20 protein-coding genes are annotated in these 18710 nt (G+C 33.6%); 2 read left to right on the top strand and 18 right to left on the bottom strand.

What is annotated here, in order from left to right:
• The 17 genes from FLACOL7796_RS20660 to FLACOL7796_RS20575 form a co-directional block, all read right to left on the bottom strand.
• On the bottom strand, nt 1-460 hold a 460-nt coding region (locus FLACOL7796_RS20660; protein WP_173972686.1), incomplete at its 3' end, for a hypothetical protein.
• A gap of 13 nt (nt 461-473) precedes the next feature.
• Entirely contained in the window at nt 474-977 is a 504-nt protein-coding gene (locus tag FLACOL7796_RS20655) for an endonuclease V (protein WP_173972685.1), read from the bottom strand.
• A gap of 27 nt (nt 978-1004) precedes the next feature.
• Nucleotides 1005-1964, bottom strand: coding sequence for a hypothetical protein (locus tag FLACOL7796_RS20650; RefSeq protein WP_173972684.1), 960 nt, complete (start codon nt 1962-1964; stop codon nt 1005-1007).
• 86 nt (nt 1965-2050) lie between these two features.
• Nucleotides 2051-2629 (bottom strand): YdeI/OmpD-associated family protein, encoded by a 579-nt coding sequence (locus FLACOL7796_RS20645; protein ID WP_173972683.1) that lies wholly within the window; start codon nt 2627-2629, stop codon nt 2051-2053.
• A 20-nt stretch (nt 2630-2649) separates the two neighbouring features.
• Entirely contained in the window at nt 2650-3207 is a 558-nt protein-coding gene (locus FLACOL7796_RS20640) for a DUF4256 domain-containing protein (protein WP_173972682.1), read from the bottom strand.
• A 9-nt stretch (nt 3208-3216) separates the two neighbouring features.
• Nucleotides 3217-3600: a DoxX family protein gene (locus FLACOL7796_RS20635; protein ID WP_173972681.1), complete on the bottom strand. Its 384-nt coding sequence runs from the start codon at nt 3598-3600 to the stop codon at nt 3217-3219.
• A 5-nt stretch (nt 3601-3605) separates the two neighbouring features.
• A complete protein-coding gene (locus FLACOL7796_RS20630; protein ID WP_173972680.1) occupies nt 3606-4073 on the bottom strand; it encodes an SRPBCC family protein in 468 nt (155 codons plus the stop codon).
• Nucleotides 4074-4082: 9 nt separating this feature from the next.
• Entirely contained in the window at nt 4083-4403 is a 321-nt protein-coding gene (locus FLACOL7796_RS20625; protein ID WP_173972679.1) for an ArsR/SmtB family transcription factor, read from the bottom strand.
• 647 nt (nt 4404-5050) lie between these two features.
• Nucleotides 5051-6637 carry a ribosomal protection-like ABC-F family protein gene (gene abc-f / locus FLACOL7796_RS20615; RefSeq protein ID WP_173972677.1) on the bottom strand — a complete coding sequence of 529 codons (1587 nt, stop codon included), beginning with the start codon at nt 6635-6637 and terminating at the stop codon, nt 5051-5053.
• Nucleotides 6638-6902: 265 nt separating this feature from the next.
• Nucleotides 6903-7271, bottom strand: a complete 369-nt coding sequence (locus FLACOL7796_RS20610) for a hypothetical protein (protein ID WP_173972676.1) — start codon at nt 7269-7271, stop codon at nt 6903-6905.
• A gap of 492 nt (nt 7272-7763) precedes the next feature.
• Nucleotides 7764-8696: a transglutaminase gene (locus FLACOL7796_RS20605; RefSeq protein ID WP_173972675.1), complete on the bottom strand. Its 933-nt coding sequence runs from the start codon at nt 8694-8696 to the stop codon at nt 7764-7766.
• A gap of 21 nt (nt 8697-8717) precedes the next feature.
• The gene (locus FLACOL7796_RS20600; protein ID WP_173972674.1) at nt 8718-9569 is read right to left on the bottom strand and encodes a substrate-binding domain-containing protein; all 852 of its coding nucleotides are present in this window, start codon (nt 9567-9569) and stop codon (nt 8718-8720) included.
• A 48-nt stretch (nt 9570-9617) separates the two neighbouring features.
• Complete coding sequence (locus FLACOL7796_RS20595; protein WP_173972673.1) at nt 9618-10091, bottom strand: DUF4265 domain-containing protein; 474 nt, start codon at nt 10089-10091, stop codon at nt 9618-9620.
• Nucleotides 10091-10528, bottom strand: coding sequence for a DinB family protein (locus FLACOL7796_RS20590; RefSeq protein ID WP_173972672.1), 438 nt, complete (start codon nt 10526-10528; stop codon nt 10091-10093). Before FLACOL7796_RS20590 ends, FLACOL7796_RS20595 begins: the two co-directional genes overlap by 1 nt.
• Nucleotides 10529-10584: 56 nt before the next feature.
• Nucleotides 10585-11454, bottom strand: coding sequence for a nucleoside phosphorylase (locus FLACOL7796_RS20585; RefSeq protein WP_173972671.1), 870 nt, complete (start codon nt 11452-11454; stop codon nt 10585-10587).
• A gap of 305 nt (nt 11455-11759) precedes the next feature.
• On the bottom strand, nt 11760-12092 hold the full coding sequence (locus tag FLACOL7796_RS20580) for a translation initiation factor (RefSeq protein ID WP_173972670.1): 333 nt from the start codon (nt 12090-12092) through the stop codon (nt 11760-11762).
• Nucleotides 12093-12194: 102 nt separating this feature from the next.
• On the bottom strand, nt 12195-13145 hold the full coding sequence (locus FLACOL7796_RS20575) for an isopenicillin N synthase family dioxygenase (RefSeq protein ID WP_173972669.1): 951 nt from the start codon (nt 13143-13145) through the stop codon (nt 12195-12197).
• Nucleotides 13146-13317: 172 nt separating this feature from the next.
• Here FLACOL7796_RS20575 and FLACOL7796_RS20570 point away from each other — a divergent pair, with 172 nt between their 5' ends.
• Entirely contained in the window at nt 13318-15294 is a 1977-nt protein-coding gene (locus FLACOL7796_RS20570; protein WP_173972668.1) for an alpha-ketoacid dehydrogenase subunit alpha/beta, read from the top strand.
• Nucleotides 15295-15362: 68 nt separating this feature from the next.
• A complete protein-coding gene (locus FLACOL7796_RS20565) occupies nt 15363-17105 on the top strand; it encodes a DUF885 domain-containing protein (protein WP_173972667.1) in 1743 nt (580 codons plus the stop codon).
• A gap of 393 nt (nt 17106-17498) precedes the next feature.
• On the opposite strand, the gene FLACOL7796_RS20560 is transcribed toward FLACOL7796_RS20565, so the two are convergent.
• Nucleotides 17499-18470, bottom strand: a complete 972-nt coding sequence (locus tag FLACOL7796_RS20560; RefSeq protein ID WP_173972666.1) for a quinone oxidoreductase family protein — start codon at nt 18468-18470, stop codon at nt 17499-17501.
• Nucleotides 18471-18710 lie beyond the last annotated feature (240 nt).

Below are 18710 nucleotides of genomic sequence, written 5' to 3'. Positions count from 1 at the left end.
CTGTAAAATATTCGAGATAAATACAATCATCAACTACTAGCTTTCTAAAATTGCCATTATCCATGAAAATAAATTTGTCCCTATTTTCAATTTCAGAAAATATCCTGATAACATTATGACTTGTAGAATCTGAATCGTGCTGATTCGTAATTATTTTTTCCAGAACTTTAAAAGATCCCGCTATTTTCTTCTGTTTATCTAAATTTTTCTTCCAATTTATATTTCGTTCAAAACCTTTGATCAGAATATAAGTAAAAACGCCTAAAAAAACAATCTCCAATATAATGAAACTATCCAAAAATTCGGCTTGTGACGGGATTCCTTCTGAAAAATTTAAGTGATAAAATCCATAATAAAAACAGAGCATAATCATTACCCATAAAATACTATACCTGTCGTATTCTTTAATTGTTTTTTTAAGAAATACTCTATCGTCTTCTGTTAATTCCAGCTTTTCCAAATAAATCAGTATTTTACAATTCTTTCGTTAATCGGTCTAATTCTTTTAGCAATGTCGGAAATCTATATTCTCCCGCCATACTTGCTACTTTTTCGAAAGCATCGTCTAACGCAATACCAATAGCCGTAATATACAGCGGCTTTTTACTGTCGCCTCTAACCAAAGCAAGTTTGTCTTTTTCGATTGCTGCAAAATTGGTTTTGGCAACACCAATAATCGGAATTTTATGCTTTAGTTGTTCATATAAACGTCCACCTAAACCATATTTTTTTTCATCGTCTAAATAGACAAAACCATCCACAACAATGGCTTCAATATGGGTTAAGTCAATCTTATTTAGCAAACTAATGATACAAGGTAATTCTCTTTTATAAAATTCTCCGGGAATATATTCTTCGACATTATCGATAATTTCTTCGTGAATTTTAAAGTTTTTGCTCTCGTTCCATTCTTCAAATTCAAGGCAAACTGTTTTTGCTTTTCCGTCGTAGTAATATGTATCAAAGGCTAGTATCATGGTTTCTTTTTAATTTCAAGTATAATATTACCCTTTTAGTTTTACGTCAAACTGTTTTTTAAGCTCATATTTTGGTTCGTATAAAATAAAATCATTTTCAATGTCACCAACACCTTGCAGCACTATAAATAAACTTTCTTTAGTAACGATATCCTTAAGGCTCAGCTGCTTTTTATATTCTTCGAAAGTGTAGTTTTTATTCTTTGATATAAAATCAAAATATTCCTGACCGCAAGCCTGACTATAAATTAAAGAATTCGATGAATCTTCCTCATAGACCAATAACTCCTTATTTTTATTGAAGATAAGCAACTTGATGTTATTCTCTAAAGTGGATTTATTCTCTTTTTTCAAAATAACCTTATTGTTATAAACCTCTACAAGCTGATATTTAAGTCCGTTGATCTCGATAGTAGACCCAACATTTGACTTATTTAATTTCAGGATTGAATAATCGGTTAGAAACGACAATTCATACGAAATACTTCCTTTTAGCTTTACGTCTTTATTATCTAATGTAATAGACTGTTTGTTAATCGTTTGATATTCTAAAGCTGTATTTGAATCTTCTTTGAATTTACCTCCCAAATTCAAAAAACTACTATCTGATAATTCAATTTTTTTGTTTTTAGAATTATACAAATTGCTGCCAACGCTTTGAAGTTTAACCAATCCAAATGACTCGCAATTGTATTCAGGCGGAAACTGAGCATCAAACATAACATCAACCTGATTGCGATCTTTTTCTCTTATCGATAAAACCGCATTCTGTGCCAATACATTAGCCGATTTTTGCAAAACATCTGCGCTGCATTTAGAAGTAATAAAAAGTTTTTCGGGAACGTATTTTTTTGTTTTAAAAGAATAAGCAGGCTTATTATGATATTCTTTTGACATTTCATAAGTATACTGAAATACTTGTGCTTCGGTTTGAGAAAATACATTAAAAATGCTGAGAGAAAAGAGTAGGGTTAAAGTTGTTTTCATTAAATGGTTTTGGTAAAATTGATGCTAATATAGATAAAAACCTACTTCAATTCTTTACCATTTTTCAAAAAAAGAATAAGTTTATTTTAATCGTCCAATCCTTTACCATCCAAAATCTGATCAATACATTTCTCGACTCTTGACTCTCGCGTTTTAGATTGTTTTGCAGACGAAAAATACATTAAATAAGCTCTTTGTCTTCCGGGAGTTAAAGCTTTAAATGCAGTTGCTAATTTGGAATCTTCATCTAATTTCTTTTGAAATTCTTCTGCGATTTCAAACTCTTTCGTTTTCTTTAATTGTACTTTCAGACCCGCTTTTTCAACCTCGATAGCCTGATAAATATAGGTTTTCAGAATCAATTTCAGATCTAAAATTTCCTGAAGATTCGTAAAACGTATTTGTCTTCCCGCCTGAACATTTTCAGATTGGCGGATCAACAGATTATCGGTATCGCTTAATAAAGCGCCTTTAAAAAATAAAAACGCACAATAATCTTTAAAGGCATGTATCAAAACAACATTAGTATTTTGAAAAGTATAACAAGGAGAACCCCATTTTAGTTCTTCTGTTAATTGACAATCTAATACAATTTGCCTTAATTCCTCTTGTTCTTTTTGCCATTTTTTGGCTTCATCAAAATAAAAATCAACTTTAGGATTCATATCATCTTTATTTAAATGAATTAAACACGTAACGATCCGCGGAAACCTCTTGCAGCATAATACGAATCGGCGCCGTTATGATAGACAAAAACAGTATTGTAACGAAAATCTGAGAATAAGGCACCACCCAATTTCCTGATATCAGAAGTCGTATCGATCCAGCTCGACGTTTTAGAATCAAATTTACCTAATTTCTGAAGCTCTTTATATTGTTCTTCGTTTAGGATTTTAATTCCCATTTCCTCTGCCATATTCAGGGCGCTGTCTGCGGGTTTATGTTCTTTTCTTTTTTCTAATGCTTCATGATCGTAACATATACTTCTGCGTCCTTTAGGACTTTCTGCAGAACAATCGTAAAAAATATATTCACCAGTTTTTTCATCATAGCCAACAACATCCGGTTCTCCCTCGGTTCTTTCCATTTCGTCGATTGACGCTAATTTATCCGGATTAGCTTGTAGTTTTGCCAGGACTTTATTCCATTCTAAACCTTTATGGCGCTGCATATTCTTTTCAAAACGAGTTTCTAAAATACTCAGCAATGCTTCTTGTTGATCTGTAGACAATGTACTTTTCATAATGATTAATTAGGATTGAACTGCAATAAGTTTTCTTTCAAGAGGTCTAAAATACCAGGACACAATTGTTAATACCAGCAACAATACTGGCCCAAAAAGAGTGATAACTTCATCACCGGAAGCCAAATGAGAAAAAACAGCTCCGGACATGGCAAAAAAGAATCCTGCATAAGCCCATTCTTTTAGCAAAGTAAATTTAGGAATTAATACGGCGATGACACCTAATATTTTCCAGATACCTAATAAGGTCAGAAAATAAATAGGGTAGCCCAAATGATGCATCATATCGACTTCTTCTTTCATTTTTATTACTTGTACAATTCCGGTTGCCGTCATGCCTAATGAAAGCCAAAGAGTTGCAACCCAATAGATAATTTTGTTTCTTTTTGTCATGATGTTTATTTTAGTTGGTTTACTGTTTCTTGTAATCTGTTGTGCGCCATATTAATACCTTGTGCAAAAGGCAATTTTAGCATTTGGTCACGAAGATCAGCTGTTTTATAAATAACATGCATTGTCAGTTTACTTTTTTCTTCAGAAATGGATTCGAAATCTAAAAATTCAAGTTGCGCGGCAAAAGGGGAGTTCTCCATTTCAAAAGTTCGTGTAATTCTACGGTTAGGGCTAAATTCATGAATTACGCCATTGGCCTTAAATACCACATTACCATGAGGATCGCTGGTTTCAAACTGATAACCTCCATATTTCTTATTTTCAAGTCTGAGCACATTTGTACTCATCCATTGCGCTACAATTTCAGGCTCAGTATAGGCCTTAAAAAGTAATTCTAGCGGAAGATCAAATTCTCTCGTAATCACAAGATCCTGTTGACCGTCTTTGGCATTAATCTTTGTTTTTAATTCCATAATAGTTTATTATTTAGGTTTGTAGTTTTTCATAATATCTTCTAATTTATTAAAACGATCATCCCACATTTGGCGGAATGGCTCAATAAAATCAGCTACTTCTTTCATTTTTTTTGCATTGGTTAGATAATAAATCTCTCTTCCGTTTTGCTGCTGACTTAGCAATTCACACTCAGTAAGGATTTGAATATGTTTTGAAATCGTCTGTCGCGACGAATCGAAGTTTTCTGCTATAACGCCCGGCGTCATGGCTTGCATTGCAACTAAACTTAATATAGCCCTGCGGGTAGGGTCGGCTATGGCCTGAAATACATCTCTACGAATTTCCATTGTGCAGTTATTTGACTGCAAATATAATGCAGTTATTTGACTGCGTAAAATTTTTTAGCCATTATTTTTACTATATATCAAACAGTTACACAAAAAAGCCTTTAAAAACAGCTGTTTCTAAAGGCTTTAAAATTTTATATATTAAATCAAAATCATGTCTCTTTGCTTTTTGCTACATTAATTTCAATATTAGCCAAAATGAGTATAATTATAATCTCGATGAAAAAATAAGCACATCCCAAAGCAGTCACTTTTCTATGAAAATAAGTGATAAAACCAATTGTTAAACAACAATATATAAGATTGATCCAGGCAATAATTTTAAGATAAAATCGCCAGTTTTTTATCACAAGTATATAATTCACAAAAGAGTAGAGGGCTAAAAAACAAGCCAAAATAGACAGTATAAACAATCCTTCTTTAGGCATGCCGAAAGCGATTTCAAATCGAACCAATACAATTCCCAACAAAAAAGCAGAAATTAAAGCACCCAAACTATCTATTAAAAATATTTTTTTATGGTTTAAGATCATAGATTTACTTTTTAAATAATTCTTTTACTTAATTGATTATAAATGTTTTAGTTTAGCTAAAGTAAGAATTAAAAAGTAAATTAACAATATATTAACAATAAATTCCTTCATTTTTTAAAGCGAAATGCTTTTTTGAATATTAATTTGTTCCAGAAAAAATTCATCATGAGAAACCACTATTAATGTTCCCTGATATTCATTGATCGCAGCAGTCAGGATTTCGACATTCTGAATATCCAGATTATTGGTTGGTTCATCTAATATAATAATGTCCGGCGATTCGTTATTGATCGTTAAGCAACAAAGCATTAATCGCATTTTTTCACCGCCACTTAAAGCACTACAAGGCTTGTCCCAATACTCTTTATGAAATAAAAAACGATTCAATCTCATTTTTATATCATGTTCTTCTAATCCTGAACTATTAAATTGCTGTGCCTGATCGTAAACTTTGAGCTCGTTATCTATCAACGAATAATCCTGATCGATGTAAACCGATTTATTTTCTGCAATATAAACCGTTCCTGATTTTGGAATCAGTTTGCCCAAAATAATTTTAATAAGAGTGGTTTTACCGGATCCGTTTTGGCCATTTAGCGCAATTCTTTCGCCACTTGTGATTTCAAGGTTTAAATCCTTCTTCCAAAGCAATTGCTCTTTATAACTAAAGTTTATTTCATTTGCTTTAAAAAGAATCTTGCCTTTATGTAAAACCGAATTATCAAAACCAAATTTCATCTGATCAATATCCGGCAGAGAGGAGCGTAGTTCTCTCAATTCTTTCGAGATTCCATCTATTTTTTCGACATGAACACTTTTGAGTTTCGACGAACTGTTTTCGGCATTATTGCGCAAAGTATTCATCATAATGCGCGCAACTCCTGATTTTTCCTGTTTCTTTTTCCCTCGTGCATCGAGTTTTTGCTGCCTTTCTGAGGTTTCGCGCTCTTTTTCTTTAGCTTTTCGCAACGCTTTTTCCTTACTCTGAAGATCATGATTCAAAGCATTATTTTCAATTTGCTTTTGTTCAGCATAAAAATCATAATTTCCGCCGTAAATAGTAATACCGCGTTTACTAAGTTCGTAAACCGTATTCAAGAGATTGAGCAGCTTTCGATCATGGCTCACAATAATCAGACTACAATTTGTAGACGAGATAAAGTTATACAGCAATTCTCGGGTTGCTTTGTCGAGATGATTGCTCGGTTCGTCAAGTAAAACCAATTCAGGTTCATGAATTAAAATACCGGCCAGGAAAACTTTTGTTTTTTGTCCGCCGCTTAAATTTTCGATTTTTTCAGTTAAATCCAAGTCAGATAGTTGCCAGTACTTTAAGGCATTGGCGCAACGTTCTTCGATAGTCCAGTCATCGTTTAAGATCGCTAGATTTTCTTCGGTGACATTTCCGTCGAGTATTTCCTTAAAAGCTTTGAGTTTATGATTAACGCGTAAAGCTTCGGCAATTGTAAAATGATTGTATTGTCCAAAAATCTGCGGAATATAATAAGGATCAGAACTAATTCTTATATCTCCGCCTGACGGCTGTAATTCGCCTGCAATAATTTTTAATAAAGTTGATTTTCCTACGCCATTATTACCAATTAGCGCTATTTTTTCCTGATTATTTACTGTAAAACTAATAGTGTCAAACAATAAATCACTGTTGTTGTGTTTATATGAAATGTTTTGTAGAGTAAGCATAACTTCTTTCTATAAAGATGAATAAATAGAGTCACCGCAATTGCCGTTTACCCTCTAAATTGTCTGAAAGAAATTATTTTTCACATAAAATATTGTACTTATTTAAGATTGCAAAGATACAATTTGCGTTTTATTTTTATTAAAAAAAGAAGAAATTAATAATGGCTCACATTCAAAAAGCTAAAGAATAACTCGATTTACATTAAAATAAAAAACCACGCTGTATTTCTACAACGTGGTTTTTATAAAATTATAATAACTCAGTTTATATTTTTTTGAGTGTAATTTTCATCTCTTTGCTGTCTAATATCAGTTCGTCATCTGTTATAGTGCTTTCACAAGGATACGGAGTCCCTGTTTCATCTTTTATCACTAAACTTTTTCCACCTTTTGTCAAAGCAAAAGTACCATCAGTTATTTCTCTTTGTAAATATCCCGTCACATGTCCGTCTTCTGTAAAAGTAAGCTGCCCCTGAGTCAGAATTATATTTTTTATAGAATCAGAAATAGGCATTTTAGGATCAACTGCTGTGATTTTCCAGGAGTTCACCAGTTTATTTCGGCCCTTATGACATGAAACCATTAATACTGCTAATAACGCAATTCCGAAGATCAATAATTTAGATTTTTTCATGATTTTGTGATTAAAGTTAGACCACAGAAAATTACAAAATTATTTTTAATTAAAAATCTAAAAATCAAATATTTATAAAAGAATCAGTAATTAAACCTACAAAATTATATTTGAGAGGCCTAATTTTAAACTTTTGATTGCGTGATGATTAATAAATTAACAGTTAATATTGAAAATCCTATTTAAGGTTTTGTAAAGAGTAAAAAATGAACCGCAAACCATGCTAATGTTGTTGTATTGCAATTTAAATTTGTTGCATTCTCAATATAATTGTAAAGACGCACAGCATTGCATCTTACAAATGAGTTAGACGCACTGCTGTGCGTTTCTACGTTAAAACTCGTATTATTAGAAAATTTTCGATTTAAATAAAAAAAGGAAATCTGCATCAAACCTGTTCAATCCGCCAAATCCGTGGGCTAAAAAATTGCGCTCCAAAGAAAAACCTCTGAACCTTTGCCACTCTGAACCTTTGATCCTCAAAAAAAGAATCTATTTTAACGTCAAAGCCCCTAAAATTTCCTCGTACATAAATGGTCCTCCAGGATATTTAGCCGTATAATCAAGGTTCATCCAGACCTGACCACGCTCATCAATATGATAATGAATCTTTTTACCGGAACTTTCTTTTACAAAAAGTACATTTTTGATTAAATAATTGACCTTTTCCAGATCGATCATCGATCCGATAAGAATTTCCGGGTAAATATGCCCTTTGGTATGAATTAACCTTGGAGTTCCGCCAATAGAACGAATTGCAGCAGCCATCAAAATAGAATGATCATCGCAATCTCCTGAGAAATATTCTAATGACTCGCTCGCTGTAGCAATATAATCGCCTTCTTTAGGATCGTTTACGTAATTCCAGCGGCTATTGATCTCTTTAAACACAGCAAAACACTGAATAATGGTTCTGTAATCCGAATATCCTTTTATGCCTTTAAAATGCTTTGTCGTAGACATAATAGCGAAATTTCGAACCTTTGGATTCTGATATTCGATAGCATTGATAATCTTTGATTTGTTAGGAAACGGAAGCAGCTTAGCCACGATAATATCCTGAGGAAAAGGATTATCGGACATGGTGTAAATCATCGAATTATAATCTTCGGAGATTTCACTAAAACCATAATTTCCTATAACACTACCATAAATTAAAACCAATAAATAAACCGCTATACATAAGATGATAATGGTTCGTAAATACATTAACAGAAAGAAAATAGCAGCAAAAACGAATATAAAAATAAAGATACGATCTAAATTGAAAGCCCATTCTAAATCGATCAGGTTTTGATGCAGTATGATAAAAATCGGAATCGTAATTAAAAGACTCAACAGCATAATAATAATCCTGTCCCAGGGAGATTTCACCTGTAGTTTGGATTTTAATTGCGGAAAGTCAATTTTAGGGAATTTTATCATAAGAATTCAAAAAGCAAGTATTTAAAGCGCTTTTACCGTTTCAACAAAAGTACTTTTTTTATCAATAATTCCCAGATCAAATAACTGATTTTGAATTTTAAGGAATGCTTTTTCACTTAAATTCTTCTGAGACCATTGTGTCAGTTTCAACCATTCCTGAATATCTTCAATTTTTTGGTTAAAAAGTCCTGATAATGTTTTATCTATATTTGGAATCTGAGTAAAATCGTGCGTAGTTTTATTTATTATTTCTAATATTTTCTCCACAATTTTCGGGTTCTTTTTCAGGAATTCGTCACGAACCGTGATTACAAATGATGGCCATGGAGTAGGGCAGTCACCAACTCTTCTGAAAATCCCCTGATCTACAAGCGGTTTAGTCATAAAACGTTCCCACATAAAGTAATCTGCAGTTCCTTTTGTCAGCGCTTCAACAGCACCGTCGATTGTATTAATGATTTCAAACTGCAAATCATCCGTTTTCCAGCCATTGTCATGCGCGTTAACGTATGCCATTAATTGTGATCCTGAACCTAGTCGCGAAATCGCTACTTTTTTATCCTTAAGATCTTTTACACTCTGAAAATCTGATTTTGCGGCAACATGAATTCCCCAGATCAAAGGTGATTGTACATAAACCTGAACAATCTTACTTGGATTTCCAGCCACAATATCTTTTACTATTCCTTCAGTTAAAATTACGGCAATATCAGCTTCGCCATCACGCAGCATCTGACACATTTTGCCGGTACCTTCAGGAATGTCCTTCCATTGCAAATCAATATTTTCTGCTTCAAATTCGCCATTTTCGATGCATAAATGCCATGGCAAGTTGAAGTGTTCAGGAACACCTACAATTTTTACAGTTTTCATTTTAGTTAAGTTTAAGTTTGGTAAGTGTATTCTAAGTTTGTTGTTTGTTTAATTTTTTAATAAATCCGTTCTGTGTTTATCAGAAAGACATGGCTCTGCAAATTCTATAACAGCCAGCGATTCGTACTCATCTAATATACTTTTTACTAATGAATAATCTGTGTTTCTCACGATTTCAACAGCAAAAAATGTATCGTTTAAAACTTCTGAAACACAATTGATCATTTTTAGTTTTTCCCTGATAATTTCCTTGTCAAATCCTTCTTCTAAAACCAAAACCTGAACGATCGAATTTCCTGAGTTTTCTATGGTTTCTTTGTGCATGAAAACTTTCTCGTTTTCATCATATTCAGCACGAAAAATATCATCGGTCGCGATCAAAGGACCAAAAAACGGAATATTATCCAGTTTAAAATATCCTTTCTCGAGATCTATAATTTCTGCCCACATGGTTTCTGAAACAATTTCTTCCAGATAGGTACTATAATATTTAAATAATATTTTTTTATGCGTTTCTGCCATTATCTAATTTGGTTTATATGGTGTTCTAAATGCGCTACATAATCTGTCATTAGAAACTTTAAATCAATAACCGACTCATCACTCAAAACTATTTTGTAATCTAAAGCCTCATTATCAACAGATTTCATGATTTTGATAATTTGTTTATTTATCAGAAACCACAATTGCGTTAATTCTTCAATATCCATTGTTTGATATTGATTTAAATTTACTAAATCTATTTGATTATATGGCCTGTGATGATAAGGTTTTTCGAGATAATTAATTTCTGTAAAACGAACCAGATTATGAATCGCTGAATCTGTCAAATGGCCTAAAATTTCTTTTTTAGACCATTTCCCAGGTATTTTAGCTTCTAAAATCTCACTGCTTATCGTTGGAAAAAAATTGACATTCTCATTCAATAATTTCTCAAATTTAAGAATAGCATTTTGCATAAATTATCTAATTTTTCAAAATGAATACTATTCCAGCCCTAACAGGAATTATCTAATTATTGCTGAGCCAGTTTATTCAATGTATAAGTAATCAATTCGTCTACAGCTTTATAAGGATCTTCACTAAAAGTTCCGCTTGCACGGTTTGCTATAATAGCATTCAATGATAATGCATTATGTCCTAAAAGTGCCGAAAGCCCATAAATCGCAGCCGTTTCCATCTCTAAATTAGTAATTCTTTCGTCATTAAATGTAAAATTATCCATTTTACTGTTTAATTCCTCGTCCTGAATATTCAAACGCAATACACGCCCTTGTGGACCGTAGAATCCTCCGGCTGTAGCGGTAATTCCTTTAAATATTTTATCTGATTCGATTATTTTTTCTAATTTCTCAGAACAGGCAATAGCGTAAGGTCTTCCTTTTTTGATATCCCAATTAGTATGGTGAATAAAAGCATCTTCAATTGCAGCATTAGAAACTTCGTCGATCAGGTAGGAGCGAAGCATATTGTCTAATCCTAAACCGAATTTAGACATAACAAAACTATCTACAGGAATATCAGCCTGCAAAGAACCTGAAGTTCCAATTCTGATGATATTTAAAGAAGTTAATTCTTCTTTTGGCTGACGTGTTTTTAAATCGATGTTTACCAAAGCATCTAATTCGTTTACCACGATATCAATATTGTCAGGCCCAATTCCGGTTGACATTACCGATATTCTTTTGCCTTTGTAAATCCCCGTTTGGGTTTTGAATTCTCTTTTCTGAGTCGAAAATTCGATAGAATCAAAGAACTGAGTAATTTTTTCGACTCTGTTTTGGTCTCCAACAAAAATTATATCGTTTGCAATATGTTCTGGAAGTAAGTTTAAATGGTAAACACTTCCGTCTGGATTAAGTATTAATTCTGAGTTTTGTATCATAATTTTTTAAGGTTCAAAGTGGCAAAGGTTCTGAGGTTCTAAGGTTTTCTGTCGAGACGTATAATTTTGTGTCTTATTATGCCCGCAGATTTAATGGATTGAACGGATTGTCACTGATTTTTATTTTATTTTTTTTTGAAATTTCAATAACTGGAAATCTATTTTTTTAAGACAAAGCTTTGCGAACTTATACGTTTTTATCAAAACTTGTATTTATTATTCTTAGCTCCCGATAGCTATCGGGATTGCGGTTAAATTCGTCCAATTTGGAATTTGGAATTTAAAAAATTTGGGATTTCATTAATTTATCCTCCAACACGTTTTGTTTTAAACCCTTTAGCTTTCAGGATTTCCATGATTTTATCTCGGTAATCGCCTTGAATAATGATCGAAGCATCTTTAAAAGTCCCGCCAACGCTCAGTTTTGTTTTGATTTCTTTAGCCAGAATTTTAAAATCTTCATCAGATCCTTCGTAACCTTCGATAATAGTAGTGGCTTTTCCTTTTCGCCTTTCGAATTTACAAATCATTGGCTCTTTTTGAATATAAAGCACATGATCCTGCTCCTGAACCTCTTCTGGTTCATTTGATTCTACGTGATCCGGGAATAAATTTTTTAATTGATCTTGTAAGTCCATAATTTTATAAAAATTCCAAATTTATTGTTTCTAAAAATTAAATTCCAAATCCCAATGAGTACTTGGAATTTGGAATTTAAAAATATTGAGATTTAAAAAAGTTTATTTTTTAATTAATCCCAAGTCTACTAAACGTTCGTATAAATAATCTCCCGCAGTAATATCTTCGAATTTCTTAGGATTCTCAGCATCAATACAGTTTTCTAAACAATCCAGACGCATATCGCTTACAGGATGCATAAAAAACGGAATAGAGTAACGAGAAGTTCCCCATAATTCTCTTGGTGGATTTACTACCTGGTGAATCGTCGATTTTAGTTTGTTATTAGTATGTCTTGACAACATATCACCAACATTAATCACCAACTGATCATCTTCTGCAATAGCATCAATCCATTCGCCATCATGATTCTGAACTTGTAATCCTTTACCCTGAGCTCCCATTAAAAGAGTAATCAGGTTAATATCTCCGTGAGCAGCTGCACGAATTGCATTTTCAGGCTCAGAAGTAATAGGTGGGTAATGAATTGGTCTTAAGATAGAATTTCCTTCTTTTGCATACTGATCAAAATAAAACTCATCTAAACCTAAGTGCAAAGCCAAAGCTCTTAACACATAAACACCTGTTTTTTCAAGCATTTGATACGCTTCTTTACCTACAACATTAAAACGAGGTAACTCTTTAACTTCTACATTATCAGGATACTCTGAAGCATACTTAGAAGCTGCATCCACATACTGACCAAAATGCCAGAATTCCTTCAAATCACCCTCTTTACGTCCTTTTGCATGTTCTTTTCCAAAAGATACATAACCTCTTTGCCCGCCAATTCCGGGAATCTCATAATTATGCTTAGTTTCTATTGGCAAAGCGAAAAATTTTCTAATTTCGCCATAAAGCTCGTCTACCAACTGATCATCTAAAAAGTGACCTTTTAGGGCTACGAAGCCAATGTTTTCAAATGCACTGCCGATTTCATTTACAAATTTTTGTTTACGTTTCGGGTCGTCCGAAAGGAAATCACGTAAGTCTACACTAGGAATGTTTTGCATACTTTACATTTTTGTTTATAGGATAAAAGGTGTTATTAAGCCTTTCAATAACAAAGGTAGAGATTTTTTTAAATTTGATTTTTAAAAGTTATATTAAAATTAAAATATTATAACAAAAACCAATAAAATTGTTATATTTTTCTATATTTGAAACACTAAAACCACGAACCAAATGATCTTTTACAGACAAAACCTTACTGATGCTCAATTATTAGATTTATATAAAAAAATACTTAAACCCCGTTTGATCGAAGAAAAGATGCTTATCTTAATTCGACAAGGAAAAGTTTCAAAATGGTTTTCCGGAATAGGGCAGGAGGCAATTGCAGTAGGCGTTACAGCTGTTTTAGATGATTCTGAATATGTGTTGCCAATGCACCGAAATCTGGGAGTATTTACCACCAGAAACATTCCATTGCACCGTTTATTCTCGCAATGGCAAGGAAAAGCAAGCGGCTTCACTAAAGGCAGGGATCGTAGTTTTCACTTTGGAACTCAGGAATATAAAATTATCGGTATGATTTCGCATTTGGGTCCGCAATTAGGGATCGCAGACGGAATCGCTCTCGCCGATAAACTTCAATATAATAAAAAAGTTACCGCCGTTTTTACGGGAGAAGGAGCAACGAGCGAAGGAGATTTTCACGAAGCACTCAATATCGCTGCTGTCTGGAAATTGCCTGTAATGTTTATCATCGAAAACAATGGCTACGGACTTTCGACACCTACAAACGAACAATATGCCTGCGAAAATTTAGCCGATAAAGGTATTGGTTACGGCATTGACAGTTATATAATTGACGGAAATAATATCCTGGAGGTTTACAACAAATTATCTCAGCTGAAAGAGCAGATGCAGGAAAATCCGCATCCGGTTTTATTAGAATTTAAAACCTTCAGAATGCGTGGTCATGAAGAGGCGAGTGGCACAAAATATGTTCCGCAGGAATTAATGGACGAATGGGCTGCCAAAGATCCCGTAAGTAATTATAGAAATTATCTGACTCAAATTGGTGTTTTAACGACAGAATTTGATGAGCAATTACACGCTGAAATCAAACAGGAAATCGATGAAAATTTAGCCATTGCCAATGCTGAACCGGAAATCGTGCCCACTTATAGCGGTGAATTAGATGATGTTTATAAACCATATCAATATGAAGAAGTTAATCCATCAGACGAAATTAAAAATGTTCGGTTCATAGATGCTATTCGAAACAGTTTAGAGCAATCTATGCAACGCCATAATAATCTTGTAATTATGGGTCAGGATATTGCTGAATATGGTGGCGCTTTTAAAATCACGGATGGTTTTGTAGATGTATTCGGGAAAGACCGCGTGCGAAATACACCAATTTGCGAAAGTGCCGTAGTTTCTGCCGGAATGGGATTATCTATTAATGGTTATAAAGCGATTGTCGAAATGCAATTTGCTGATTTTGTTTCTACAGGATTCAATCCAATAGTTAATCTACTGGCAAAATCTCATTATCGCTGGGGCGAAAAAGCCGATGTTGTGGTTCGTATGCCTTGTGGTGGCGGAACTCAGGCAGGACCTTTTCATTCTCAGACCAATGAAGCGTGGTTTACTAAAACTCCGGGATTAAAAGTAGTGTATCCGGCTTTTCCGTACGATGCAAAAGGTTTGCTGAATACTGCTATAAATGATCCAAATCCGGTTTTGTTTTTTGAACATAAACAATTGTATCGCAGCGTTTATCAGGATGTTCCTGTAGATTATTATACCATTCCTTTAGAAAAAGCAGCTTTATTAAAAGAAGGAAATCAGGTTACGATTATTGCGTTTGGCGCTCCGGTGCATTGGGCTTTAGAAACTTTAGCCCATAATCCTGAAATTGAAGCTGATTTAATCGATTTAAGAACTTTACAACCTTTAGATACTGAAACAATTTTTGCTTCTGTAAAAAAGACCGGAAAAGTAATTATTTATCAGGAAGATACTTTGTTTGGAGGAATTGCAAGCGATCTTTCGGCCTTGATTATGGAGGAATGTTTTGAATATCTGGATGCTCCGGTAAAAAGAGTCGCGAGTTTAGATTCGCCAATTCCGTTTACAAAAGCATTAGAAGATCAGTTTTTATCTAAAAATCGTTTCGAGAAAGTTTTATCAGAATTATTGAAATATTAATTACAAATGGCAAATTGTTTTGCATAAAGAACATTTTTTTTATCTTTAAACCATTAAAAAATTAACTTATGAAAAAACTGTTTGTTCCGATTCTTGCAATTTCGCTACTTATTTCCTGCAACAAAAGCACTAAGTCTAACGAAGATAAAGCTTTAGATGCAAAATTCGACAAGTATAAAGATGGTTTTGTAACCTCTTTATGGAAAATTAATCCAGGTTGGGCTTCTGGCGTTGGCTACCATAAATACGACAGTATTTTGTCTATTCCGGATGCGAGCGAAGAAAAAATCCAGCTTGAGTTTGTAAATGCTCAATTAGATTCTTTAAAGCAATACGACATCGAAAATTTGTCTGATAACAACAAGACTGATTTTCAAATGATTAAAAATCAGCTTGAAGCGACTATTTTTAGCATAAAAGAATTAAAATCATCAGAATGGAATCCTTCTGAATACAATGTATGCGGATCTTTCGCAGAAATTTTAAACGGAAAATACGATTCTTTAGAAGTTCGTTTACGTGCTTTTAGCGCTAAATTAAAAAATGTTCCTGCTTATTACGAAGCTGCAAAAAAGAACATCAAAAACCCAACTATCGAGCATACTGAGCTTGCAATTGCGCAAAATCTTGGTGGATCCTCTGTTTTTGATACTGATTTAACTCCTGTAGTTCAGCAAAGTAAATTAAGCGATAGGGAGAAAAAAGAACTTTTAGACAAAGCTAAAGTGGCTAAAAAAGCTATTGTAGATTATGCAGATTGGTTAAAAAACACACCAAACAAAACACCACGTTCTTTTAGATTAGGAGCAGATTTATATGCTAAAAAATTCAACTTTGATATTCAGTCAAGCTATACAGCTGATGAGATATTTAAAGTAGCAAACGATCATAAAAAAGACTTACACGATAAAATGTTTGTTTTGGCTGATAAACTTTGGACAAAATACAAAGGAAACGAAGCTAAACCAACGAACAAACTGGAATTAATCAAACAAGTTATTGATAAAATCTCATTGCAACATACTACACCAGAAAAGTTTCAGTCTGAAATTGAGAAACAAATTCCGGAATTAACGGCATATGTAAAAGCTAAAGATTTATTGTACATCGATCCGTCAAAACCACTTGTTGTGCGTAAAGAACCGGCTTATATGGCAGGAGTTGCAGGAGCATCTATTTCTGCGCCTGGACCTTACGATAAAAATGCAAACACTTATTATAACGTAGGAAGTTTAGCAGGATGGACGCCTGAAAATGCTGAAAGTTATTTACGTGAATACAACGATTATATTCTTCAAATTTTAAATATTCACGAAGCAGTTCCAGGACATTACACACAATTGGTATACAGCAATCAATCGCCAAGTATCATTAAATCGATCTTAGGAAACGGTGCAATGGTTGAAGGTTGGGCTGTTTATGCTGAAAAAATGATGTTAGAAAGCGGTTATAAAAACTCTGACGAAATGTGGTTGATGTACTACAAATGGAACTTAAGAGCTACTTGCAACACCATCTTAGACATTAGCGTACACACTAAAAACATGTCTAAAGAAGCAGCAATCGACTTATTGACCAAAGAAGCTTTTCAGCAACAAGCTGAAGCTGACGGAAAATGGAGACGCGTTACTTTATCTCAGGTTCAATTATGTTCTTACTTTACAGGCTATACTGAAATTTATAACCTAAGAGAAGAACTTAAAAAGAAAGAAGGAGATAAATTCAACCTGAAACAATTCCACGAAAAATTCTTAAGCTTTGGAAGTGCTCCGGTAAAATACATCAAAGAATTGATGATATCGAAAGAGTAATTTTTATTGCTATTTTATAGAAAAAGGTTTGATGAGAGTAATTCTTATCAAACCTTTTTTCTTTTCTAGCTTTTATGGGAATTTAGTTTTTTTTAGGAGCTAATCCCGCTATCCGTTTCAATCTTTTACGCCGAACACCGGCACAAAAGGATTTCCACTTCTATCGGGGCTAGGGCAGTCATTTTCATAAGAATGTTTTTAGTCCAAGTTGTCAATCTCGACGAAGGAGAGATCACATTCGTATTTCCGTTTAGATATTCGCCAATCTTTGTCGAGTTTCTTGTGTGATCTCTCCTTCGTCGAGATGATAAACTTTACAGATAATTTACATCGCTAAAAAAAATCCGTTTTTATCCGCGTTTTGCTTTAGCAATCCGTTTAATCCGTGTCTAATTAAACCAGAACCACCAATCGTTTACCATCAGGAATTTCAATATTCCAAGCTTTTTCGATATCAGCTAAACTCGTAGTCTCGATATTTACTTGCAATTTGTCCTGAACAGCCAAAAGAAACATCTCCGGAAGAATTTCGGTAAACAATAATCTGACTTCCTCTTTCGTCCAGCTTCCTAATCCTGAACCTGATAACTGAAGATCGACGCTTCTTAAAATCCCTGAAGATAATTGAATCGTATCGCCGGCCATTCCTCCAATTGTTACATATCTTACTTTGGTGGTAAACGAACCATTTCCTTTTAAAGCCTTTAGAATTAATTCTGCGGGATGTCCCCATAAATAATCCAAAACAATATCTATCGGACTATTTAAGTGAATCGCTTTAAGCTGTGCAACAATTGCTTCGTCATCTTGTTTTAAAGAGATAATTTCGTCTGCGCCAATTTCTAAAAGACTTTGAAGCGTTTTTTCGTTTCTTCCGGTTGCAATTATTTTCTTTGCGCCATAATGTTTGGCAATCTGAATCGCCATTTGTCCCGTAAAACCGGTTGCTCCGTTTATCAAAACCGTTTCTCCGGGTTTTATTCCGGCTCTAAATCGTAACGCCATGGCTGAACCCGCCACAGCATTGGGCATTGATGCAGCTGTTGCATCACTTATTCCGTCAGGCAACGGAATCATTCTGTTTTTTTCTACAAGGGCTTTTTCGGCAATGGTTCCATTAATTCCGCGGGCATAAACTCTTGTTCCGTTTTCTAAAATACCAACGGCGTCGCTGCCAATTACGGTTCCGTTTTGATTTTCATTTTCTGACGAATAATGATCTCCGCTTACGATTCCTTTATCAAGATTGGTAATCGCCACGGCTTTAACCGAAATTAAAACTTCATTTTCGTTTTGAACAATTGGTTCTGCAAATTCTGCATATTTTGGCAATTCGCCTTTTTTATAAATAACTGCTGCTTTCATAATTATTAAATTTTATAAAGCAAAATTAGGCAGCCGTTTATAGGGAGACGATAACATTTGTTATCAAATGCACTAATAAACCATATAAGTTATATAAGAGATTATAAGTTTAATTTAAATGAGCTTATATCACTTATATGGTGAAATAGATCGTGAAATTAAATTATTTATTATGTAGAAAATTATATTGTTATTGTTATTTTACGTTCCGTAGGAACGTTTATTTGACATCATCATTTT

This window comes from Flavobacterium bizetiae (genome assembly GCF_902804475.1).
GTDB classification, from domain to species: Bacteria; Bacteroidota; Bacteroidia; order Flavobacteriales; family Flavobacteriaceae; genus Flavobacterium; species Flavobacterium bizetiae.
This window is presented reverse-complemented; position numbering and strand designations above follow the sequence as displayed.

What these genes read in the sequence shown, in the direction of transcription:
- FLACOL7796_RS20655 (WP_173972685.1), bottom strand. Translation starts at nt 977, where the DNA reads ATGATACTAGCCTTTGATACATATTACTACGACGGAAAAGCAAAAACA.
- FLACOL7796_RS20650 (WP_173972684.1), bottom strand. Translation starts at nt 1,964, where the DNA reads ATGAAAACAACTTTAACCCTACTCTTTTCTCTCAGCATTTTTAATGTA.
- FLACOL7796_RS20645 (WP_173972683.1), bottom strand. Translation starts at nt 2,629, where the DNA reads ATGAATCCTAAAGTTGATTTTTATTTTGATGAAGCCAAAAAATGGCAA.
- FLACOL7796_RS20640 (WP_173972682.1), bottom strand. Translation starts at nt 3,207, where the DNA reads ATGAAAAGTACATTGTCTACAGATCAACAAGAAGCATTGCTGAGTATT.
- FLACOL7796_RS20635 (WP_173972681.1), bottom strand. Translation starts at nt 3,600, where the DNA reads ATGACAAAAAGAAACAAAATTATCTATTGGGTTGCAACTCTTTGGCTT.
- FLACOL7796_RS20630 (WP_173972680.1), bottom strand. Translation starts at nt 4,073, where the DNA reads ATGGAATTAAAAACAAAGATTAATGCCAAAGACGGTCAACAGGATCTT.
- FLACOL7796_RS20625 (WP_173972679.1), bottom strand. Translation starts at nt 4,403, where the DNA reads ATGGAAATTCGTAGAGATGTATTTCAGGCCATAGCCGACCCTACCCGC.
- abc-f (WP_173972677.1), bottom strand. Translation starts at nt 6,637, where the DNA reads ATGCTTACTCTACAAAACATTTCATATAAACACAACAACAGTGATTTA.
- FLACOL7796_RS20610 (WP_173972676.1), bottom strand. Translation starts at nt 7,271, where the DNA reads ATGAAAAAATCTAAATTATTGATCTTCGGAATTGCGTTATTAGCAGTA.
- FLACOL7796_RS20605 (WP_173972675.1), bottom strand. Translation starts at nt 8,696, where the DNA reads ATGATAAAATTCCCTAAAATTGACTTTCCGCAATTAAAATCCAAACTA.
- FLACOL7796_RS20600 (WP_173972674.1), bottom strand. Translation starts at nt 9,569, where the DNA reads ATGAAAACTGTAAAAATTGTAGGTGTTCCTGAACACTTCAACTTGCCA.
- FLACOL7796_RS20595 (WP_173972673.1), bottom strand. Translation starts at nt 10,091, where the DNA reads ATGGCAGAAACGCATAAAAAAATATTATTTAAATATTATAGTACCTAT.
- FLACOL7796_RS20590 (WP_173972672.1), bottom strand. Translation starts at nt 10,528, where the DNA reads ATGCAAAATGCTATTCTTAAATTTGAGAAATTATTGAATGAGAATGTC.
- FLACOL7796_RS20585 (WP_173972671.1), bottom strand. Translation starts at nt 11,454, where the DNA reads ATGATACAAAACTCAGAATTAATACTTAATCCAGACGGAAGTGTTTAC.
- FLACOL7796_RS20580 (WP_173972670.1), bottom strand. Translation starts at nt 12,092, where the DNA reads ATGGACTTACAAGATCAATTAAAAAATTTATTCCCGGATCACGTAGAA.
- FLACOL7796_RS20575 (WP_173972669.1), bottom strand. Translation starts at nt 13,145, where the DNA reads ATGCAAAACATTCCTAGTGTAGACTTACGTGATTTCCTTTCGGACGAC.
- FLACOL7796_RS20570 (WP_173972668.1), top strand. Translation starts at nt 13,318, where the DNA reads ATGATCTTTTACAGACAAAACCTTACTGATGCTCAATTATTAGATTTA.
- FLACOL7796_RS20565 (WP_173972667.1), top strand. Translation starts at nt 15,363, where the DNA reads ATGAAAAAACTGTTTGTTCCGATTCTTGCAATTTCGCTACTTATTTCC.
- FLACOL7796_RS20560 (WP_173972666.1), bottom strand. Translation starts at nt 18,470, where the DNA reads ATGAAAGCAGCAGTTATTTATAAAAAAGGCGAATTGCCAAAATATGCA.